This window comes from Phytobacter palmae, from assembly GCF_039409775.1.
Lineage (GTDB): Bacteria > Pseudomonadota > Gammaproteobacteria > Enterobacterales > Enterobacteriaceae > Phytobacter > Phytobacter palmae.
Genome location: NZ_JBCIVJ010000003.1, coordinates 247,434 through 263,932, shown reverse-complemented (window position 1 = coordinate 263,932; position 16,499 = coordinate 247,434). Strand labels below are relative to the sequence as shown.

Below are 16,499 nucleotides of genomic sequence, written 5' to 3'. Positions count from 1 at the left end.
TCCTTAGCGTCTGTCTGCGGGCAGTTTTGCCGCTTTGTTCACGTCATACCACCAGGTGTCAAAACCGAGTGAATAGACGGGGCGAATACCTGGCATCGAAAATTTGTCCCAGTAGGCCACCTGATCGGCTGCCATGTACCACATGGGCAACATGTAATAATTCCACGTCAGCACCCGGTCGAGCGCCCGCCCCAGCGGCAGCAGTTTTTGCTTATCTCCCTGTGCCTGGATAATTTGCGCGATCAGTTTATCCAGTACCGGGCTTTTCACGCCTGGAGAGTTATAGGTTGAATCGATATATTGCGAACTCCAGGAGATTTGCAGATCGGAACTGGGCCAGGGCATGGCCCGCCAGACGCGTGGCATCATGTCGTAATCACGGGTGCGTAGACGATTGGTTATCTGCGAGTTATCGACCTGACGGACTTCCATCGTAATACCCAGTCGTGCCAGGTTGTGCTGAAACGGCAGCACCCACTGATTGTTTCCGCCAGAAGGCAGCAGCATCTCGAAAACGAAAGGTTTACCGGTCCGGGTGTTCACCAGCTTCTGGTCTTTCATTTCCCAACCTGCCTGCTTGAGTAGCTCGCTGGCTTTCAGCAGGTTTTCCCGGTCATAGCCGTCGCCTTTGGATACGGGCGGGGTATAAATAGAGGTGAAAACCTCCGGCGGCAGATCGGCTTTCATTGGCGCCAGTAGCGTCAACTCCGCGGCATCCGGATAATTGCGCGCAGCATATTCAGTGTTCTGAAAATAGCTGTTGGTGCGGCTGTAGGCGTTATAAAACAGCGCCTTGTTCATCCACTCGAAGTCAAAAGCCAGCGAGACAGCTTCACGTACCCGGCGGTCGCTAAACACCGGGCGCTGGATATTGAACGCCAGCCAACGGGTATCCTGCGCGGAGGTGTTTTGCTGCTCATCTTTAATGATATAGCCGCGGTCGAAATTGCTGCCGATATAGCGCGTCGCCCAGTTTTTTGCGCTGCCTTCGGTGCGCATATCGAACGCGCCGGCTTTAAAGGCCTCAAAGGCGACATTGTCATCCAGGTAATAGTCATAGCGTATACTGTCGAAATTCCAGCGTCCGCGATTGACCGGTAGCGTTGCCCCCCAGTAGTCCTTTACGCGGGAATAAGTTACATATTGGCCCATTCGCCAGCTGGTGATGCGATAAGGTCCGCTACCGAGGGGAGGAGAAGATAACGGGTCGCTGAGCTTATGATCTTTCCAGAATTTTTCAGGCATAACCGGCAGAGATAACAGGCTAAGCATATTCTCTTTGCCCGGTTCGCCCAGTTCGATACGCACCGTTAACGGCGAAATCGCTTTGACCGTGGTTCCCTTATAGATCAGACGGAATTGCGGCACCCCTTCGGTCATAAACTTATTGAACGTGAATGCCACATCACTGGCCCGGATAGGTGAACCGTCGTGGAAGGTGGCGCGTGGGTTGATTGAGACCTCGACCCATGAATAATCATCGGCGTAGCGGGCCACCTCAGCAATCAATGGATAGTAGCTGCCGGGTTCATCGTCAGAGGTAGTAAACAGGCTGTCATAGAGCGACTCGGTGCGCACGGCAGCGTTACCGCGCAGTGCAAAGCGGTTGAAGCTATCGAAGGTGCCGAGATACGAAAGCGTAATATTGCCGCCTTTAGGCGCAGCGGGATTCACATAATCAAAATGTGAGAAATTAATGGCGTATTTAGGCTCACCGATAACGGCAAACGCATAACTCTCTTTAATGGTTTGCGCATGGGTAACGGCGCCAACCAGCAGCAAATTCAAAATAAACAGGCGCACAAACTTCATCGGGCGGGATCCTTTACCTGTGGCGCTCCGGGCGCACCAACGTTTTCTCATTGAATAATAAGGGAGGGTGCGCCCGTTGTGAAATAATTAACGGCCTATAGTCGTGATGAAAACTGCGGGCAATGCCACACCGTGAACTGTTCAAGCGTCATCGGGCGGCTGAAATAGTAACCCTGCATAAAATTAACACCATGTTCCCGCAGCCAGCGAGCCTGTTCCGGTGTTTCGACACCTTCTGCTACCGTGGCCATATTCAGGCGTTTCGCCAGCGTCAGCACCGCATCAAGCACTGGAGACGTGACGGTTTCGGTGCCGATAGCGTTCACAAAGCCGCGATCGATTTTGAGATAATCAACGGTAAAGCGTTCAAGATAGATAAGTGCGCTGTGACCAGTGCCGAAATCATCAATGGCAATTTCATAGCCTTCATCATGCAGCCACTGAAATAATTTCAACGCCTCACTCTGGCGTAACATATCCCGCTCAGTGATCTCCAGCACCAGACGGAAATAGTCCTCCGGAAGTGAGCGAGTAAACTTTCGAATATCCTCAGCAAAGCTTTCGGCATGCAAATGGCCGGGCGAGATGTTAATACCCAGTTTAGCCCCCTGTGGCAGCAGCGTTTGCAAGACTGGCGCATCGTGGGCAATAAGCTTAAACAGATGCAGCGTCAGCGGCACGATCAGCTGTTGCGCCTCGGCATACTGGATAAACGCATCTGGAGGGATCTCACCGGCGGTGGGGTGCTTCCAGCGCATCAGCACCTCGACACCGCGCACACGCAGTTCACTGGAATCAACTACTGGCTGATACACCACATAAAACTGATCCTGTTTAATTGCGGTCAGGATCTCTTTGCCAGGACGCATGCGGATATACAGATACCAGGCTGTCAGCAAGCCCGCAAGTGTACCCACCATGCCGCCAAACAGCAGGGCAAACTGTACGTCTTCGGACTTCCATGTCTCGGTATAAAGATGAATGGTCAGCGGAAAGCCAGCAAGATGAGCCGTGCGAAACGGTGCGGTTTTCAGGTTACGCAGATCAACAAGACCTGTCGAAAAAGTGGAGATCGCGTTGTTGCCAATAGCGAGGCCAATACCGGTCAGCTCTTGTTGTTGTGAGGTATAAAGCAGGAAAGGGGTGAGGTTCACATTCAGTGACACAAAAACACCACGATCATCAAGCAAGGTGCTGCGGAACCACATTGCAATCGCAGGTTTATCCGGCATCATTGGCGTACCGGGTAAGATAACCATATCAAAGTCTTTGTTCAGATCAACTTCCGGCAAGAGATCCTTCATCGGTACATTCATCTCTCCCGTAGCGGAAGAACAAAAAGCGTTATTGTTTTTGATTAATAAAAACGCGCGGACATTCATGCTAAAAGCGGCACGCGAAGTCAACTCGCTGGTGACTTCCGAGCACTCATTCAGTGTTAGCGGCTGGAGCGCCTCTGCGGTGGTTTTGATATCGCTAAAATAGTCTGTGAGCCAGTGCTGCATACCCGCGAGTACGGCATTCATCTTTTGTTCATGTTTCTTCTGAACGACTAAAATTTGAATCCCGCTAACGGCAATAGCCGCGAAGAGACCGACCAGAAGGCTAAACAGAAGAATTTTCCGGCTTGCGGAAAAGGTGCGGGTCAACATCACTTATATCCATATCTGGCGAGTTTGAGCGGAAAAAGCCAGGCGTTTGAACTGTCTGATTTCCTGGAATATAGCCTGGAAAGGTGGAATGAGACATATAAACATGCAAGAAAAATGGGTATAAAAAAACACCGCCGGGGCAGTGTTCTTTTATCGTTTCGCGCCAGCCAAGGGATAACTGGCGAAAACATGCGTTAGCTACGGGACAATATACGGCGCGCTTCGTTGTAGCGCTTCTTCCAGTACGGTTCATCCATGCTGGAAATCACCACACCACTACTGGTCGAAGCATGGACAAACTGGTTATTGCCAATGTAGATGCCGACATGGCGACCCGTTGACCCTGCTCTGAACAACACCAGGTCACCGGTACGCAAACTGGTGCGTGATACCGATTTACCCATTTCCTGCTGTTCGTAGGTTGAACGTGGTAATTCTAAACCAAACTGCTCACGGAAAGTGCGCTGGACGAAGCCGGAACAATCAATACCTTTTTTGGTGTCGCCGCCTAAACGGTAACGCACACCCTTCCAGTCAGCATATTGATCGAGGATGCGATTTTTCACATCCAGATTACGCACCATATTTTCAAATTCATCCTGAGAGGCTTGCAGTGAAGAGATATCTTCGCCCACAGCATGCGTCTCAGAATGCATGTTTTTCGCGGTATTTGTTGAACAAGCTGATAACAGAACCGCCACTGCTACCGCGGGAATCGCCCGCAAGATATATCTCAAAATCGGCTGAGATTTGACCATGTTAATTATTTTCCCTTGAAGTCCTTAACGATAAATATCGTTATAAAAAATGCCAACGCAGCGAGAGTAATTAGCTGTATGCAATGAGACAATTACCAGTGGTCAAATCTGTGGGTGAACGCACAAATTTATTCTTTATGAAAATAATCGCTCATTTGCTCAAAGCAGACCCGAGATTACCCTATCACCTCGGCTATTGCGAGCGCTTTTATGTGATTTTTTATAAGAAAATCTGATACAGAAAGTTAATTATCAGGAATGGCTAAAAAATCGGCAATTTGGGTTAAAAATCATGCAAATCGCTAATTTGGATAGTAATTGTTATGACCGGTTGATGACAGAAAAGGCCAATTTTTGGCAAATTTGCGTCAGGGATCGAAAACGATCCCTGATGATTTCCGTTCAATCGTGTTATTAAAGTGTTTAAAAGTTGTTTATTTGCCCGGTAGGTAACGATTGAACAGGCTAATAATTTTGTCGCTAAGTGGTGTCATCAGGCACCATGGCAGACCAATCAGCGCCACAGAAAGGGAACCAACGGCAATATCGGTAAACCAGTGCGCGCCAATCATCACGCGCGGGAAGGCGAAAACCACAAATATAATCAGGGCAATGCCGAACGCTTTTTTACCGAAATACCGCAACATGATCGCAGAAAAAATAAGCAACATCATGCCATGATCGCCCGGGAAACTGTCTTTGGAGGCGTCCTTGGTCGGGAAATTCAGTAATTCGCTGACCCGATGAATGCCGCTAAAAAATAGTGTCGGGCTTTCGCGTTTTACGGGAATAAGTAATTGCGCGAGCTGATTAATAACCACCGCGAACAGCAACATCGTCAGGCCAATGATGAGAATACGGCGACGTCCGTCGCGGTCTTCACGCAACCAGAAAGAGAGCATCAGGCAGCCCATCGCAATAAGCGAGCAGGCGTCAAAGGCGCGGTTGTTGGTCAGCGCGACCAGCCACAGGAAGGTTCGGCTCTCAACGAGGCCGTCATTAAAGAAGTGGAAAATTGCTGCGTCCAGTGGAAACCAGAATCCATGATTGGCTGGCATATACCAGGACAGGAACAGCGCAAATCCAGCGATATTAAGCAAAAAAATAAGCGGTAAACGAGTCTTCATCTTTAACCATTTTTAAACAACACGGGCAAAACAGTAGTGCCCTTAACCTAAACGAAGCTTCAACAAACTGGTCTGCAAGGCGTTCCAGTCCGCTTCGCTGGCCGTGATGAGTTCAATTCGGCTGTCGGGCGGCGCGACATTTTGCGTCTCAATATGCAGGTCCATTCCCTGCCGGTTAATACGCACCAGTCCCTCAGGAATACGCATTACACCTTTGACGCGTTCCACTGGCGCAAGACGCGCCCACTCAAGCAAACCAATGGTGTCAAACTGCGTATCCGCGTCAAAAATCCAGCCGCATGCATGGTGGCCCTGGCCACTATTCAGGCTGCGTCGCCAGCGCTGATGTTCAGGCAGACTTAACGCCGCCAGCCCTTTCTTTTCGCCGGTGTGGTGGTGATGTTCGGCGCTGGCTGGAAGTGTGCGCAGATTGCGGCGTGGATTATCCAGTATCGACACGGGAATGTTGCCCTGCGTGGCGTTGAGACGAAGACGATCGCCGCCATGTTGCTGCCACCATGCTTCCAGCGCTTGCTGGCTCGCGGCGCTGGCGCGGTCTTCTTTATTAGCGACAATAATGTCAGCCGCCGCCAATTGATCGCGGAAGTTTTCATTGCCAGCCGCTTTCTCGTCCAGCAACTGGCGTGGGTCGAGGAGACACAGGGTAGCGCGCAGATCAATCCACGGCTCATAGACAGGGGCGGTGAGCATGTCGAGAATCTGTTTTGGATGCCCAAGGCCAGTAGGCTCAATCAGTAAGCGATCGGGTTTCCCCTGGCGCAGTAGCGTATTGAGGCCAACCTGCATTGGCAGACCGTTCACGCAGCACATGCATCCGCCAGGGATCTCTTTTAACAAAGCGCCGCTGTCTGCCAGTAACGCGCCATCAATGCCAACTTCCCCAAATTCATTGACCAGTACGGCCCATTTCTCGTTGGGATCTTTATTTGCCAGCATATGGAGAATGGACGTGGTCTTCCCGCTGCCAAGAAAGCCAGTAATCAGATTCGTTTTCGTCACGTTCACTCCGCGATTTTGCACAATAACAAGTGCAATAATCCTGACGAAAATTGCCTAAAAAGAGAAGGGCAGGAGCGGATAAAGCACTTTCCGCCCCTTTAAATGGCAGAAAATGTTAAATTTGCAGAGCCTTACGTACCGCCTGGTGCGCCCCTTGTGTGCGCAATTGTTGCCATGCACTTTCGATCTCATCTACGAAGCGCGGATCTGTGGATAAATCTGTACCGAAGATTTCACTGAGCGCCAGCAATGCTCCCACGCGCTCCCTTTCACTGCTGGTATCGACGATGGCGCGTATCTTGTCGGCCATGGGATCACGCACATCAATAGCCGCCCCCGCATCGTCCGTTCCGCTGACATAGCGCATCCAGCCTGCCACGCCAAGCGCCAGCAACGGCCAGTGGCTTTCACGCTGCAAATGTACGCGCACGCTATCCAGCATACGCTGAGGCAGTTTCTGGCTGCCGTCCATCGCTATCTGCCAGGTGCGGTGTTTAAGTGCCGGGTTGGAAAAACGAGCAATCAGGTTATCCGCGTATGCGTTGAGATCCACACCGGTAATGCCAAGCGTGGGGGCCTGTTCGCCAAGCATCAACTGGCGTGCGGCACGGCGAAAAACGTCATCCTGCATACAGTCGCTAATATGGGCAAACCCGGCAAGATATCCGAGGTACGCCAGAAAGGAATGGCTTCCGTTGAGCATTCGCAGTTTCATCTGTTCCCACGGGCGAACATCTTGTACCAGTTGCACGCCTGCCACTTCCCATTGTGGACGTCCGGCAACAAAGTTGTCTTCAATGACCCACTGAATATAGGGCTCGCAGCTGATGGCACAGGGATCGGCAACACCCAGTTCAGTGGCTATTTCCGCCAGTGATTCGTCGGTAGCCGCCGGCACGATACGGTCAACCATGGTTGACGGGAAACTGACATGCGTGTCAATCCACTGCGCCAGCTCAGTGGAACGAGTTTGCGCCATACCCAGCACCGCATTTTTCACAATATGGCCATTATCCGGAATATTGTCGCAAGACAACACGGTAAAGGCGGGCAGGCCACGTTCACGGCGACGGGAGAGCGCTTCAACCAGAATGCCCGGTGCGGAGTGCGGTTCACCTGGGTTTTGCAGATCATGGGCAATGCGCGGCTGAGTGAGGTCCAGTTTGCCGGTTGCCGGGTCGATGCAGTAGCCTTTCTCGGTGATAGTCAGCGAAACAATGGCCACCTGCGGTTCGCAAAATTTTTCAATAATGGCCGCCAGCGAGTCCAGTCTGGCATTGAGACATTCGTTAACCACGCCAACAACGTAGGCGTTATTACCTTCGGCTCCTTTCTCCAGCACAGTGTACAAATGATCCTGCGCGCGCAATTGCGTCATAAGCTGGTCGCCGCTGAACAGGCTGATTTCGCATATTCCCCAGTCGCCCCCTAACGCGTTCAGCACACGGTCAGTCAACAGTGCCTGATGTGCGCGGTGAAAGGCGCCAAAACCGAAATGAACAATGCGTGAACGTAATGAACGGCGATCATACTGGGGTAACTGCACCGTTTCAGGCAGCGTGACGGAGGCAATTGTTTGCATTGAAATACACCTGTTTAACCATTAATTAACAATGTGCAGTGTAAAGTTATATGACAGCAAATTGAATTGGTGTGCCTGAAATATCCGGGTAATGTGAGCTGGATCAATCATTGCTACGGCGGTGTTTGACCCTCCCGGTTAAACATGTATGGTAGTCGTCATAATCTTTGCTGTATTGGTATAACAACTTTGAGGGGAAAACGATGGAACAAACCTGGCGTTGGTACGGACCGAACGATCCGGTTTCATTAGAGGATGTGCGCCAGGCTGGCGCAACAGGTGTCGTGACGGCACTGCACCATATTCCAAACGGTCAGGTCTGGCCGGTAGAAGAAATCAAACAGCGTCAGGCATTGCTGGCTGAAAAAGGGCTGACCTGGTCGGTGGTCGAAAGTATTCCAGTGCATGAAGATATCAAAACGCACACTGGACAGTACGACACCTGGATTGCCAACTATCAGCAAAGCATCCGCAACCTGGCAGCCTGCGGCATCGATACCGTGTGCTACAACTTTATGCCAATCCTCGACTGGACGCGTACCGATCTGGAATACGAACTGCCGGACGGTTCAAAAGCGCTGCGTTTCGATCAGATTGCTTTTGCTGCGTTTGAGCTTTATATCCTCAAGCGCGATGGCGCGCAGGCTGATTACACCGAAGAAGAACAGCAGCAGGCGCAGGCCTATTTTGAAGCGATGAGCGCAGCGGAAATTGAAAAACTGACGCGCAATATTATTGCTGGCCTGCCTGGTGCGGAAGAGGGGTATACGCTGGATCAGTTCCGTGCCCGTCTGGCGGAATACGATGGTATTAACAAAGACCAGTTGCGCGAAAATATGGCTTACTTCCTGCGTGCGATTGTCGCTGTAGCAGAAGAAGTCGGCGTACGTCTGGCGGTACACCCGGACGATCCGCCGCGTCCAATCCTCGGCCTGCCGCGTATTGTCTCGACCATTGAGGACATGCACTGGCTGAAAAATGCGGTTGATAGCGTCAATAATGGTTTCACCATGTGCACTGGTTCCTATGGCGTACGTGCCGATAACGATTTGGTGAATATGATTGAGACTTTCGGCGATCGTATTCACTTCACGCACCTGCGTTCTACCTGTCGTGAAGATAACCCGAAAACCTTCCATGAAGCTGCGCACCTGCAAGGCGATGTGGATATGGTATCCGTTGTGGCGGCGATCCTTAGTGAAGAACAGCGTCGTAAGAAAGCGGGCGATCTGCGCCCGATTCCGTTCCGTCCGGATCACGGTCATCAGATGCTCGATGATCTGCGTAAGAAAACCAATCCAGGTTATTCCGCGATTGGTCGCCTGAAAGGGATGGCTGAAGTGCGTGGCGTGGAGCTGGCGCTCAAGAAAACACTGTTCCGCGATCTGTTGTAATCTGTGAGTTTCACGCAGAGATAAAAAAAAGGACAGTTTACACTGTCCTTTTTTACGCTTAATGGCTGACTTAGTCAGCGCGGCCCATATAACGGCTTTCTTCGATATGAATGCGGATTTTTTCGCCGGTGGTCAGGTATTCCGGAACCTGAATCACCAGACCTGTACTCATGGTTGCCGGTTTGGTGCGTGAACTTGCTGACGCGCCTTTGATACCGGGTGCCGTTTCAACAATTTCCAGATCAACGGTCTGCGGCAGCTCCAGCGCCAGCAGTTGGCCATCCCAGGTCAGTACCTGCATATCCGGCATACCGCCTTCCGGGATAAACAGCAGCTCTTCTTCGATCTGCTCTTTCGTGAAGGTGTAGGGCGTGTAGTCTTCTTTATCCATAAACACGTATTCGTTGCCATCAACATAAGAGAAGTCAACGAAACGGCGTGTCAGGGTCACGGTATCGACGATATCGTCGCCTTTGAAACGCTCTTCGACTTTCAGGCCGGTGCGCACATCGGAGAAACGCATTTTGTAAAGGGTTGCTGCGCCGCGGGCGCTCGGTGACTGAATATCAATGTTCTTTACAATCAGCAGCTTGCCGTTGTAGTTCAGCACCATACCTTTCTTGATTTCGTTTGCTCTTGGCATCAGTGGGATCCTGTAAATTAAAAATAACGAAAATATCGCGACAAAGTACCCGCGAGGGCCTTTGCAGGCAAGTGGAATCGCTGAGTTTTGCGTTTGACGGGGAAAACAGGTAGTTTGGCGGCTAACCCAACAGAGAGTCGTTATTATGGAATGCCGTACGGATTGCGGAGCGTGCTGTATCGCCCCCTCTATTTCAAGTCCTATCCCCGGCATGCCACAGGGCAAGCCGGCCAATACGCGTTGTGTACAGCTGGCGGACGACTATAAGTGTAAAATTTTCGACTCCCCGCTGCGCCCAAAAGTCTGCGCCAGCCTGCAACCAGGCGCCGGGATGTGTTTCAGCGATCGGGAGGCGGCCATGACCTTCCTCATTAACCTTGAAGCCGCGACCGCACCTTAACGTAATTCAGCACTCTGCTGATATTTCGCTTCGTGTTCCAGCAACCATTTTTTACGCGCAATACCGCCGCCGTAGCCTGTCATGGCACCGTCCTTGCCAATGATCCGGTGGCAGGGGATAACAATCGCAATACGATTTGCGCCGGTGGCGCTGGCAACAGCGCGCACGGCTTTCGAATTACCCATCTGAGCAGCAATCCCACCGTAATGGCTTACCCCGGCATAGCCCACACAGCCCAATGCCTGCCAGACATGTTGCTGAAAGGCCGTTCCCGGGGTATCCAGTGTCAGGGTAAATCTCTGACGTGTACCGGCAAAATACTCGCCTAATTCCTTTTCTGCCTGCCGCGTATGTCTATTTTCACCAGCAATGATCCGCGCATCAAACAGACGCTGAATATCGCTGAACTCTGTTTCCAGAGCCCGTCGGTCGACAAATTCAAGCAGGCAGACGCCGTTTTCCGTCGCACAGACGAACATCGGGCCGAGCGGGGTGGTAAAGCGCTGGATGAGGATCACCTGCGCTCGTTGCGTGGGCGCACGCCCCGTCAGTTTTTTAAAGGTATAACCAAAGCCACTTAGGGAATCATAACCGCTGTCATAGGCGGTCTCGATAGCTTTACGACCCGATTTCAACTCCTGCATTGCTGTGTTGACCCGCAGCATGCGCTGATAGGCCTGAAAGGTCACGCCGTGATGCCTGAGAAACCAGCGGCGCAGGACCTCGGGGCTAATATTGCGTTCGCGTAACTGCGCGTCGCTGATTTTGACGTTCCCCTGGGTTCGCAATAATGCCATTGCCTGTTCGACGACTGGTGGTGCGCTAAAGGCGTTTTCCGTCGGGCGACAGACCTTGCATGGACGGAAGCCGGCGGCGAGTGCGGCGGAAATATCGTTGTAAAACAGCACGTTTTCGCGCTTTGGTTTACGCGCCCGGCAGGTCGAAATACAAAAGACCCCGGTCGTCTTTACGCCAACAAAAAAGACACCGGCATAATCGGATGCCCGCGAAAGCAGCGCCTGATACCAGATATTTCAGGTCGATTCATCTTGCTGCTGCATGGGCAAACACCGCGTCAAATGAGTGAGCTTTTACCATATCAGCAAATAGCTTGTTTACGTTGTTTTGTAATGCCTGATGGGGAAAATCGCCCATCGAAATGCGCTTAACGCCCAGACTGTTCAGAACGGCAAAGGTGGGCAGCGCAGGCATACACATGACGTTAAGCGGTAGCGGAACAGCGGCTGCGATCGTCGAAATATCAGAGGGCCGCGTTACGCAAGGGACAAACAGACCATCGGCGCCGCTTTTTGCATAGAGCCTGCCGCGAACCAGTGTTTCTGCCAGCGCCTTATCTTCCCCCAGCAAGAAGGTGTCCGTCCGGGCATTAATGAACAGACTGTGTTGTGTATCAGCAAAGCGCTGGCGTATAGCGTTAAGCAGCGACGCAAATTCAGCAGAATCCTGCAACACGCGCTTTCCTTGCTGAACGCGACTGTCTTCCAGGTTAATACCTGCGACACCGAGTTCAGCCAGGACGAGCAGATTTTCAATGATCTGTTGCTGGCTATCACCATAGCCATACTCCATATCGACGGTCAGTGGGATGGAACAGCATGCCTGCAAACGCACGATCAGGTGACGGAGTTCTGCGAAGGTAATGCCGTCACCATCATGATAACCATACATTGCTGCAATGGCGGCACTTGAGGTACCAATGGCCTTGTAACCCGCGGCTTGTGCGGCTCTGGCGCTGGAGACATCCCAGATATTAGCTATCAGCAATGGCTCGTCTTGTTGGTGTAAAAGGGCAAAATTCATCGTCACAATCCTCCGTTGAGTGGTCTCTTAACGCTACTGACAGGCGTAACAGCCAACAACCGAAAAATGGACAGGTATTTTTTCTTCTTTTTTATTCACAGTAGTGGAACAACATTTCACCGATATTGCTCTGCTGATGGGGGCTGAATGTGACGTGAAAATCAGGTCAGCTTTGTTCAGCAAAAAAGGGAATCCAGGGAGTGAAATGTGCAGTAGATCTTAATTTTGTCATCAAAAAAGAGACTTTTCTTGATTGCTGAACCGGAAAAGTCAAGACTTCTCGAAACGTTTCAGCGTCATCTTGTTTTCAGCACATTTCAGGGTGGCGCATTATTTCTCAAGTTAGCTGAAACGATTCAGTTCAGCAGGAGAAGATTTACATGTTCGAGTTATCCATTCAGGACATCCATCCGGGCCAGCAGGCCGGGACAAAAGAAGAGGCGATTCGTCAGATTGCCGCTGCATTAGCAGAAGCAGGCAATGTCGCCGGTGGTTATGTTGATGGCATGCTGGCGCGTGAGCAGCAGACATCGACCTTCCTTGGCAACGGTATTGCCATTCCGCACGGAACTACCGATACCCGCGACCAGGTGTTGAAAACCGGTGTGAAAGTATTCCAGTTCCCGCAGGGCATTCTCTGGGGGGAAGGCCAGGTCGCCTATGTGGCTATCGGTATCGCCGCCAGTTCTGATGAACACCTGGGGCTACTGCGTCAGCTGACCCACGTACTGAGTGATGACTCTGTTGCGGCACAACTGCAATCGGCGACCACTGCTGAGGAACTGCGTGCGTTACTGATGGGCGAGCAGCAAGTAGCGTCGCTGAAACTGGATAACGATACTCTTAGCCTTGACGTTGCCGCCAGCGACCTGGTGACGCTGCAGGCGCTGAACGCAGCGCGCCTGAAAGAAGCGGGTGCGGTTGATGCGATCTATGTGGCACGCGCGATTAACGAACAACCCCTGAACCTCGGTCAGGGTATCTGGCTGAACGACAGCGCGCAGGGCAACCTGACAAGCGCGGTGGCTGTCAGCCGTGCTGCAAAAGCTTTTGACGTGAACGGTGAAAGCGTTGCGCTGCTGGTCAGTGTCGCAATGGCTGATGACCAGCCGGTTGCCGTGCTCAAGCGTCTGAGCAATCTGCTGCTTGACAATAAAGCGGACCGCCTTCTGAGCGCGGATGCCGCTACCCTGCTGGCACTGCTGACCAGCGACGACGCTATTGCTGATAATCTGCTGACCGCTGAGTTTGTTGTTCGCAACGAACATGGCCTGCATGCCCGTCCGGGCACCATGCTGGTTAATACCATCAAACAATTTAATAGCGAAGTGACTGTCGCTAACCTCGACGGCACCGGTAAATCCGCCAATGGCCGTAGCCTGATGAAAGTGGTCGCGCTGGGCGTGAAGAAAGGTCACCGTCTGCGCTTCACCGCGCAGGGCGATGATGCTGAACAAGCGCTGAAAGCGATTGGCGACGCCATCGCTGCCGGTCTGGGGGAGGGCGCATAATGAGCAGACGTGTAGCCACCATTACCCTTAACCCAGCCTATGATCTGGTCGGGTTCACCCCGGAAATTGAACGTGGTGAAGTGAACCTGGTTCGCACCACCGGCCTGCATGCCGCGGGTAAAGGCATCAACGTGGCGAAAGTCCTGAAAGACCTGGGCATCGACGTTACCGTTGGCGGCTTCCTGGGTAAAGACAACCAGGACGGTTTTCAGCAATTGTTCAGCGAACTGGGCATCGCTAACCGTTTCCAGATTGTACAGGGCCGTACCCGTATTAACGTGAAGCTGACGGAAAAAGACGGCGAAGTGACAGACTTCAACTTCTCCGGCTTTGAAGTAACGCCGGCAGACTGGGAGCGTTTTGTTAACGATTCTCTGACCTGGCTGGGTCAGTTTGACATGGTGTGTGTCAGCGGCAGCTTGCCATCTGGTGTGAGCCCGGAAGCCTTTACCGACTGGATGACGCGCCTGCGCAGTCAGTGCCCATGCATCATTTTCGACAGCAGCCGCGATGCGCTGGTTGCCGGTCTGAAGGCTGCGCCGTGGCTGGTTAAACCTAACCGTCGTGAGCTCGAAATTTGGGCTGGCCGCAAATTACCAGAATTGAAAGATGTGATCGACGCGGCGCATGCGCTTCGTGAACAAGGAATTGCCCATGTGGTTATTTCACTGGGCGCGGAAGGGGCGTTGTGGGTTAACGCTTCTGGCGAATGGATCGCCAAACCGCCGTCAATGGAGGTGGTAAGCACCGTTGGCGCAGGGGATTCAATGGTTGGCGGTCTGATTTATGGCCTGTTAATGCGAGAGTCCAGTGAACATACGTTGCGCCTGGCCACTGCCGTGGCAGCACTGGCCGTTAGCCAGAGCAATGTAGGTATTACCGATCGTACCCAGTTAGCCGCGATGATGGCGCGTGTTGACTTAAAACCCTTTAACTAACAGCAGGAGAGCATAATGAAAACGCTGCTGATAATTGATTCTGAACTCGGCCAAGCTCGCGCGTATATGGCGAAAAGCCTGTTAGGCGCAGCGGCACAAAAAGCGAATTTGCAGTTTATCGATAACCCCGGTGAAGCTGAACTGGCGATCGTTCTGGGCTCCCGCGTGCCGGCTGACAGCGCGCTGAGCGGCAAGAAAGTCTGGTTGGGCGACATCAATCGCGCTGTGGCTCATCCGGAACTGTTTTTAAGCGAAGCGAAGAACCACGCTTCCCTTTACACTGCTCCGGCGGCGGCACCTGCGGCCTCCACCAGTGGTCCGAAACGCATTGTGGCCGTCACAGCCTGTCCGACAGGCGTCGCTCATACCTTTATGGCAGCAGAGGCCATTGAAACCGAAGCGAAAAAACGTGGCTGGTGGGTGAAAGTGGAAACACGCGGCTCTGTTGGCGCGGGTAACGCGATCACGCCGGAAGAGGTGGCTCAAGCCGATCTGGTGATCGTGGCCGCTGACATCGAAGTGGACCTGGCGAAATTCGCTGGCAAACCGATGTACCGTACCACCACGGGTCTGGCCCTAAAGAAAACGGCACAGGAATTAGACAAAGCGCAAGCCGAAGCGAAAACGTATCAGCCGAGCGGCGGTACGCAGTCTGCGAGCAGTGAAGGCAAAAAAGAGAGCGCTGGCGCCTATCGTCACCTGTTGACCGGTGTCTCTTATATGCTGCCGATGGTCGTTGCCGGTGGTCTGTGTATCGCACTGTCCTTTGCCTTCGGTATTACTGCATTTAAAACGCCGGATACGCTGGCTGCCGCGCTGATGCAAATCGGTGGTGGTTCTGCATTTGCCCTGATGGTTCCGGTCCTCGCGGGTTACATTGCATTCTCCATCGCTGACCGTCCGGGTCTGACACCAGGTCTTATCGGCGGTATGTTGGCCGTGAGCACTGGATCGGGCTTTATCGGCGGTATCATTGCCGGTTTCCTTGCGGGTTACCTGGCGAAAGCCATCAGTAAAGGCGTTAAGCTGCCGCCAAGTATGGAAGCGCTGAAACCGATCCTGATCATTCCGCTGTTCTCCAGCCTGATTGTCGGTCTGGCGATGATTTACCTTATCGGTAAGCCGGTTGCGGGTATCCTGGCAGGTCTGACTTCCTGGCTGCAATCCATGGGTACGGCGAATGCTGTCCTGCTGGGGGCAATCCTCGGTGGCATGATGTGTACTGACATGGGTGGTCCGGTGAACAAAGCGGCATACGCCTTTGGTGTTGGTCTGCTGAGTACCCAGACATACGCGCCGATGGCCGCCATCATGGCTGCCGGTATGGTGCCACCGCTGGCGATGGGGCTGGCCACCATTGTTGCCCGTAAGAAATTCGACAAAGGTCAGCAGGAAGGGGGCAAAGCGGCGCTGGTTCTTGGATTGTGCTTCATCTCAGAAGGTGCGATTCCGTTCGCTGCACGTGACCCGATGCGTGTTCTGCCTTGCTGTATCGCCGGTGGCGCGCTGACAGGCGCTATCTCCATGGCAATTGGCGCGAAACTGATGGCGCCGCACGGTGGTCTGTTCGTTCTGCTGATTCCAGGTGCGATCACCCCGGTTGTTGGTTACCTGCTCTCTATCGTGGCAGGCACCCTGCTGGCGGGTCTGGTCTATGCGTTCCTGAAACGTCCGGAAACCGAAGCTGTTGCCAAAGTTGCATAAGTGATCCTCTGAAAAAAAGGCCGGGAAACCGGCCTTTTTTATTTCCCCTCTCTTCTGTGCCCCACTTCTCATTTCTACATCTTGTTTCAGCCTCGATCCCTATAAATTTGTGATGACCTTCATATCTATTCATCTTT

14 protein-coding genes are annotated in these 16,499 nt (G+C 52.5%); 5 read left to right on the top strand and 9 right to left on the bottom strand.

Annotated elements, in window-relative coordinates; genetic code table 11:
* Positions 1 to 3 precede the first annotated feature (3 nt).
* The 6 genes from AAIG39_RS06435 to AAIG39_RS06410 form a co-directional block, all read right to left on the bottom strand.
* Positions 4 to 1,812: an extracellular solute-binding protein gene (locus AAIG39_RS06435; RefSeq protein ID WP_343193436.1), complete on the bottom strand. Its 1,809-nt coding sequence runs from the start codon at positions 1,810 to 1,812 to the stop codon at positions 4 to 6.
* 95 nt (positions 1,813 to 1,907) lie between these two features.
* Positions 1,908 to 3,464, bottom strand: a complete 1,557-nt coding sequence (locus AAIG39_RS06430; protein ID WP_343193435.1) for a cyclic di-GMP phosphodiesterase — start codon at positions 3,462 to 3,464, stop codon at positions 1,908 to 1,910.
* A gap of 194 nt (positions 3,465 to 3,658) precedes the next feature.
* On the bottom strand, positions 3,659 to 4,222 hold the full coding sequence (gene mepS / locus AAIG39_RS06425; RefSeq protein WP_039079949.1) for a bifunctional murein DD-endopeptidase/murein LD-carboxypeptidase: 564 nt from the start codon (positions 4,220 to 4,222) through the stop codon (positions 3,659 to 3,661).
* A 434-nt stretch (positions 4,223 to 4,656) separates the two neighbouring features.
* Positions 4,657 to 5,349, bottom strand: coding sequence for a phosphatase PAP2 family protein (locus AAIG39_RS06420; RefSeq protein ID WP_343193434.1), 693 nt, complete (start codon positions 5,347 to 5,349; stop codon positions 4,657 to 4,659).
* 42 nt (positions 5,350 to 5,391) lie between these two features.
* Positions 5,392 to 6,369 (bottom strand): CobW family GTP-binding protein, encoded by a 978-nt coding sequence (locus AAIG39_RS06415; RefSeq protein ID WP_343193433.1) that lies wholly within the window; start codon positions 6,367 to 6,369, stop codon positions 5,392 to 5,394.
* A 115-nt stretch (positions 6,370 to 6,484) separates the two neighbouring features.
* Positions 6,485 to 7,951, bottom strand: coding sequence for a mannitol dehydrogenase family protein (locus AAIG39_RS06410; protein ID WP_090085358.1), 1,467 nt, complete (start codon positions 7,949 to 7,951; stop codon positions 6,485 to 6,487).
* Positions 7,952 to 8,154: 203 nt separating this feature from the next.
* On the opposite strand from AAIG39_RS06410, the gene uxuA reads away from it, so the two are divergent.
* Positions 8,155 to 9,345, top strand: a complete 1,191-nt coding sequence (gene uxuA, locus AAIG39_RS06405) for a mannonate dehydratase (protein ID WP_343193432.1) — start codon at positions 8,155 to 8,157, stop codon at positions 9,343 to 9,345.
* Between the two features lie 70 nt (positions 9,346 to 9,415).
* Here uxuA and yeiP read toward each other — a convergent pair whose 3' ends face one another.
* A complete protein-coding gene (gene yeiP, locus AAIG39_RS06400; RefSeq protein WP_039079953.1) occupies positions 9,416 to 9,988 on the bottom strand; it encodes an elongation factor P-like protein YeiP in 573 nt (190 codons plus the stop codon).
* A 145-nt stretch (positions 9,989 to 10,133) separates the two neighbouring features.
* On the opposite strand from yeiP, the gene AAIG39_RS06395 reads away from it, so the two are divergent.
* On the top strand, positions 10,134 to 10,388 hold the full coding sequence (locus AAIG39_RS06395; protein WP_090085362.1) for a YkgJ family cysteine cluster protein: 255 nt from the start codon (positions 10,134 to 10,136) through the stop codon (positions 10,386 to 10,388).
* Here AAIG39_RS06395 and AAIG39_RS06390 read toward each other — a convergent pair.
* On the bottom strand, positions 10,385 to 11,419 hold the full coding sequence (locus tag AAIG39_RS06390; RefSeq protein ID WP_343193462.1) for a bifunctional transcriptional activator/DNA repair enzyme AdaA: 1,035 nt from the start codon (positions 11,417 to 11,419) through the stop codon (positions 10,385 to 10,387). The two genes, AAIG39_RS06395 and AAIG39_RS06390, sit on opposite strands and share 4 nt — an antisense overlap.
* Positions 11,420 to 11,432: 13 nt before the next feature.
* Positions 11,433 to 12,209 carry an isocitrate lyase/PEP mutase family protein gene (locus AAIG39_RS06385; protein WP_343193431.1) on the bottom strand — a complete coding sequence of 259 codons (777 nt, stop codon included), beginning with the start codon at positions 12,207 to 12,209 and terminating at the stop codon, positions 11,433 to 11,435.
* 380 nt (positions 12,210 to 12,589) lie between these two features.
* Between AAIG39_RS06385 and fruB the strand changes: the two genes are divergently transcribed.
* Genes fruB through fruA form a run of 3 tightly spaced genes read left to right on the top strand, consistent with a single transcriptional unit; the run spans position 12,590 to position 16,362 of the window.
* Entirely contained in the window at positions 12,590 to 13,720 is a 1,131-nt protein-coding gene (fruB, locus tag AAIG39_RS06380) for a fused PTS fructose transporter subunit IIA/HPr protein (RefSeq protein WP_249569195.1), read from the top strand.
* Positions 13,720 to 14,658, top strand: a complete 939-nt coding sequence (fruK, locus tag AAIG39_RS06375; RefSeq protein ID WP_047369522.1) for a 1-phosphofructokinase — start codon at positions 13,720 to 13,722, stop codon at positions 14,656 to 14,658. Before fruB ends, fruK begins: the two co-directional genes overlap by 1 nt.
* A 15-nt stretch (positions 14,659 to 14,673) precedes the next feature.
* Positions 14,674 to 16,362 carry a PTS fructose transporter subunit IIBC gene (gene fruA, locus AAIG39_RS06370; protein ID WP_090085368.1) on the top strand — a complete coding sequence of 563 codons (1,689 nt, stop codon included), beginning with the start codon at positions 14,674 to 14,676 and terminating at the stop codon, positions 16,360 to 16,362.
* Positions 16,363 to 16,499 lie beyond the last annotated feature (137 nt).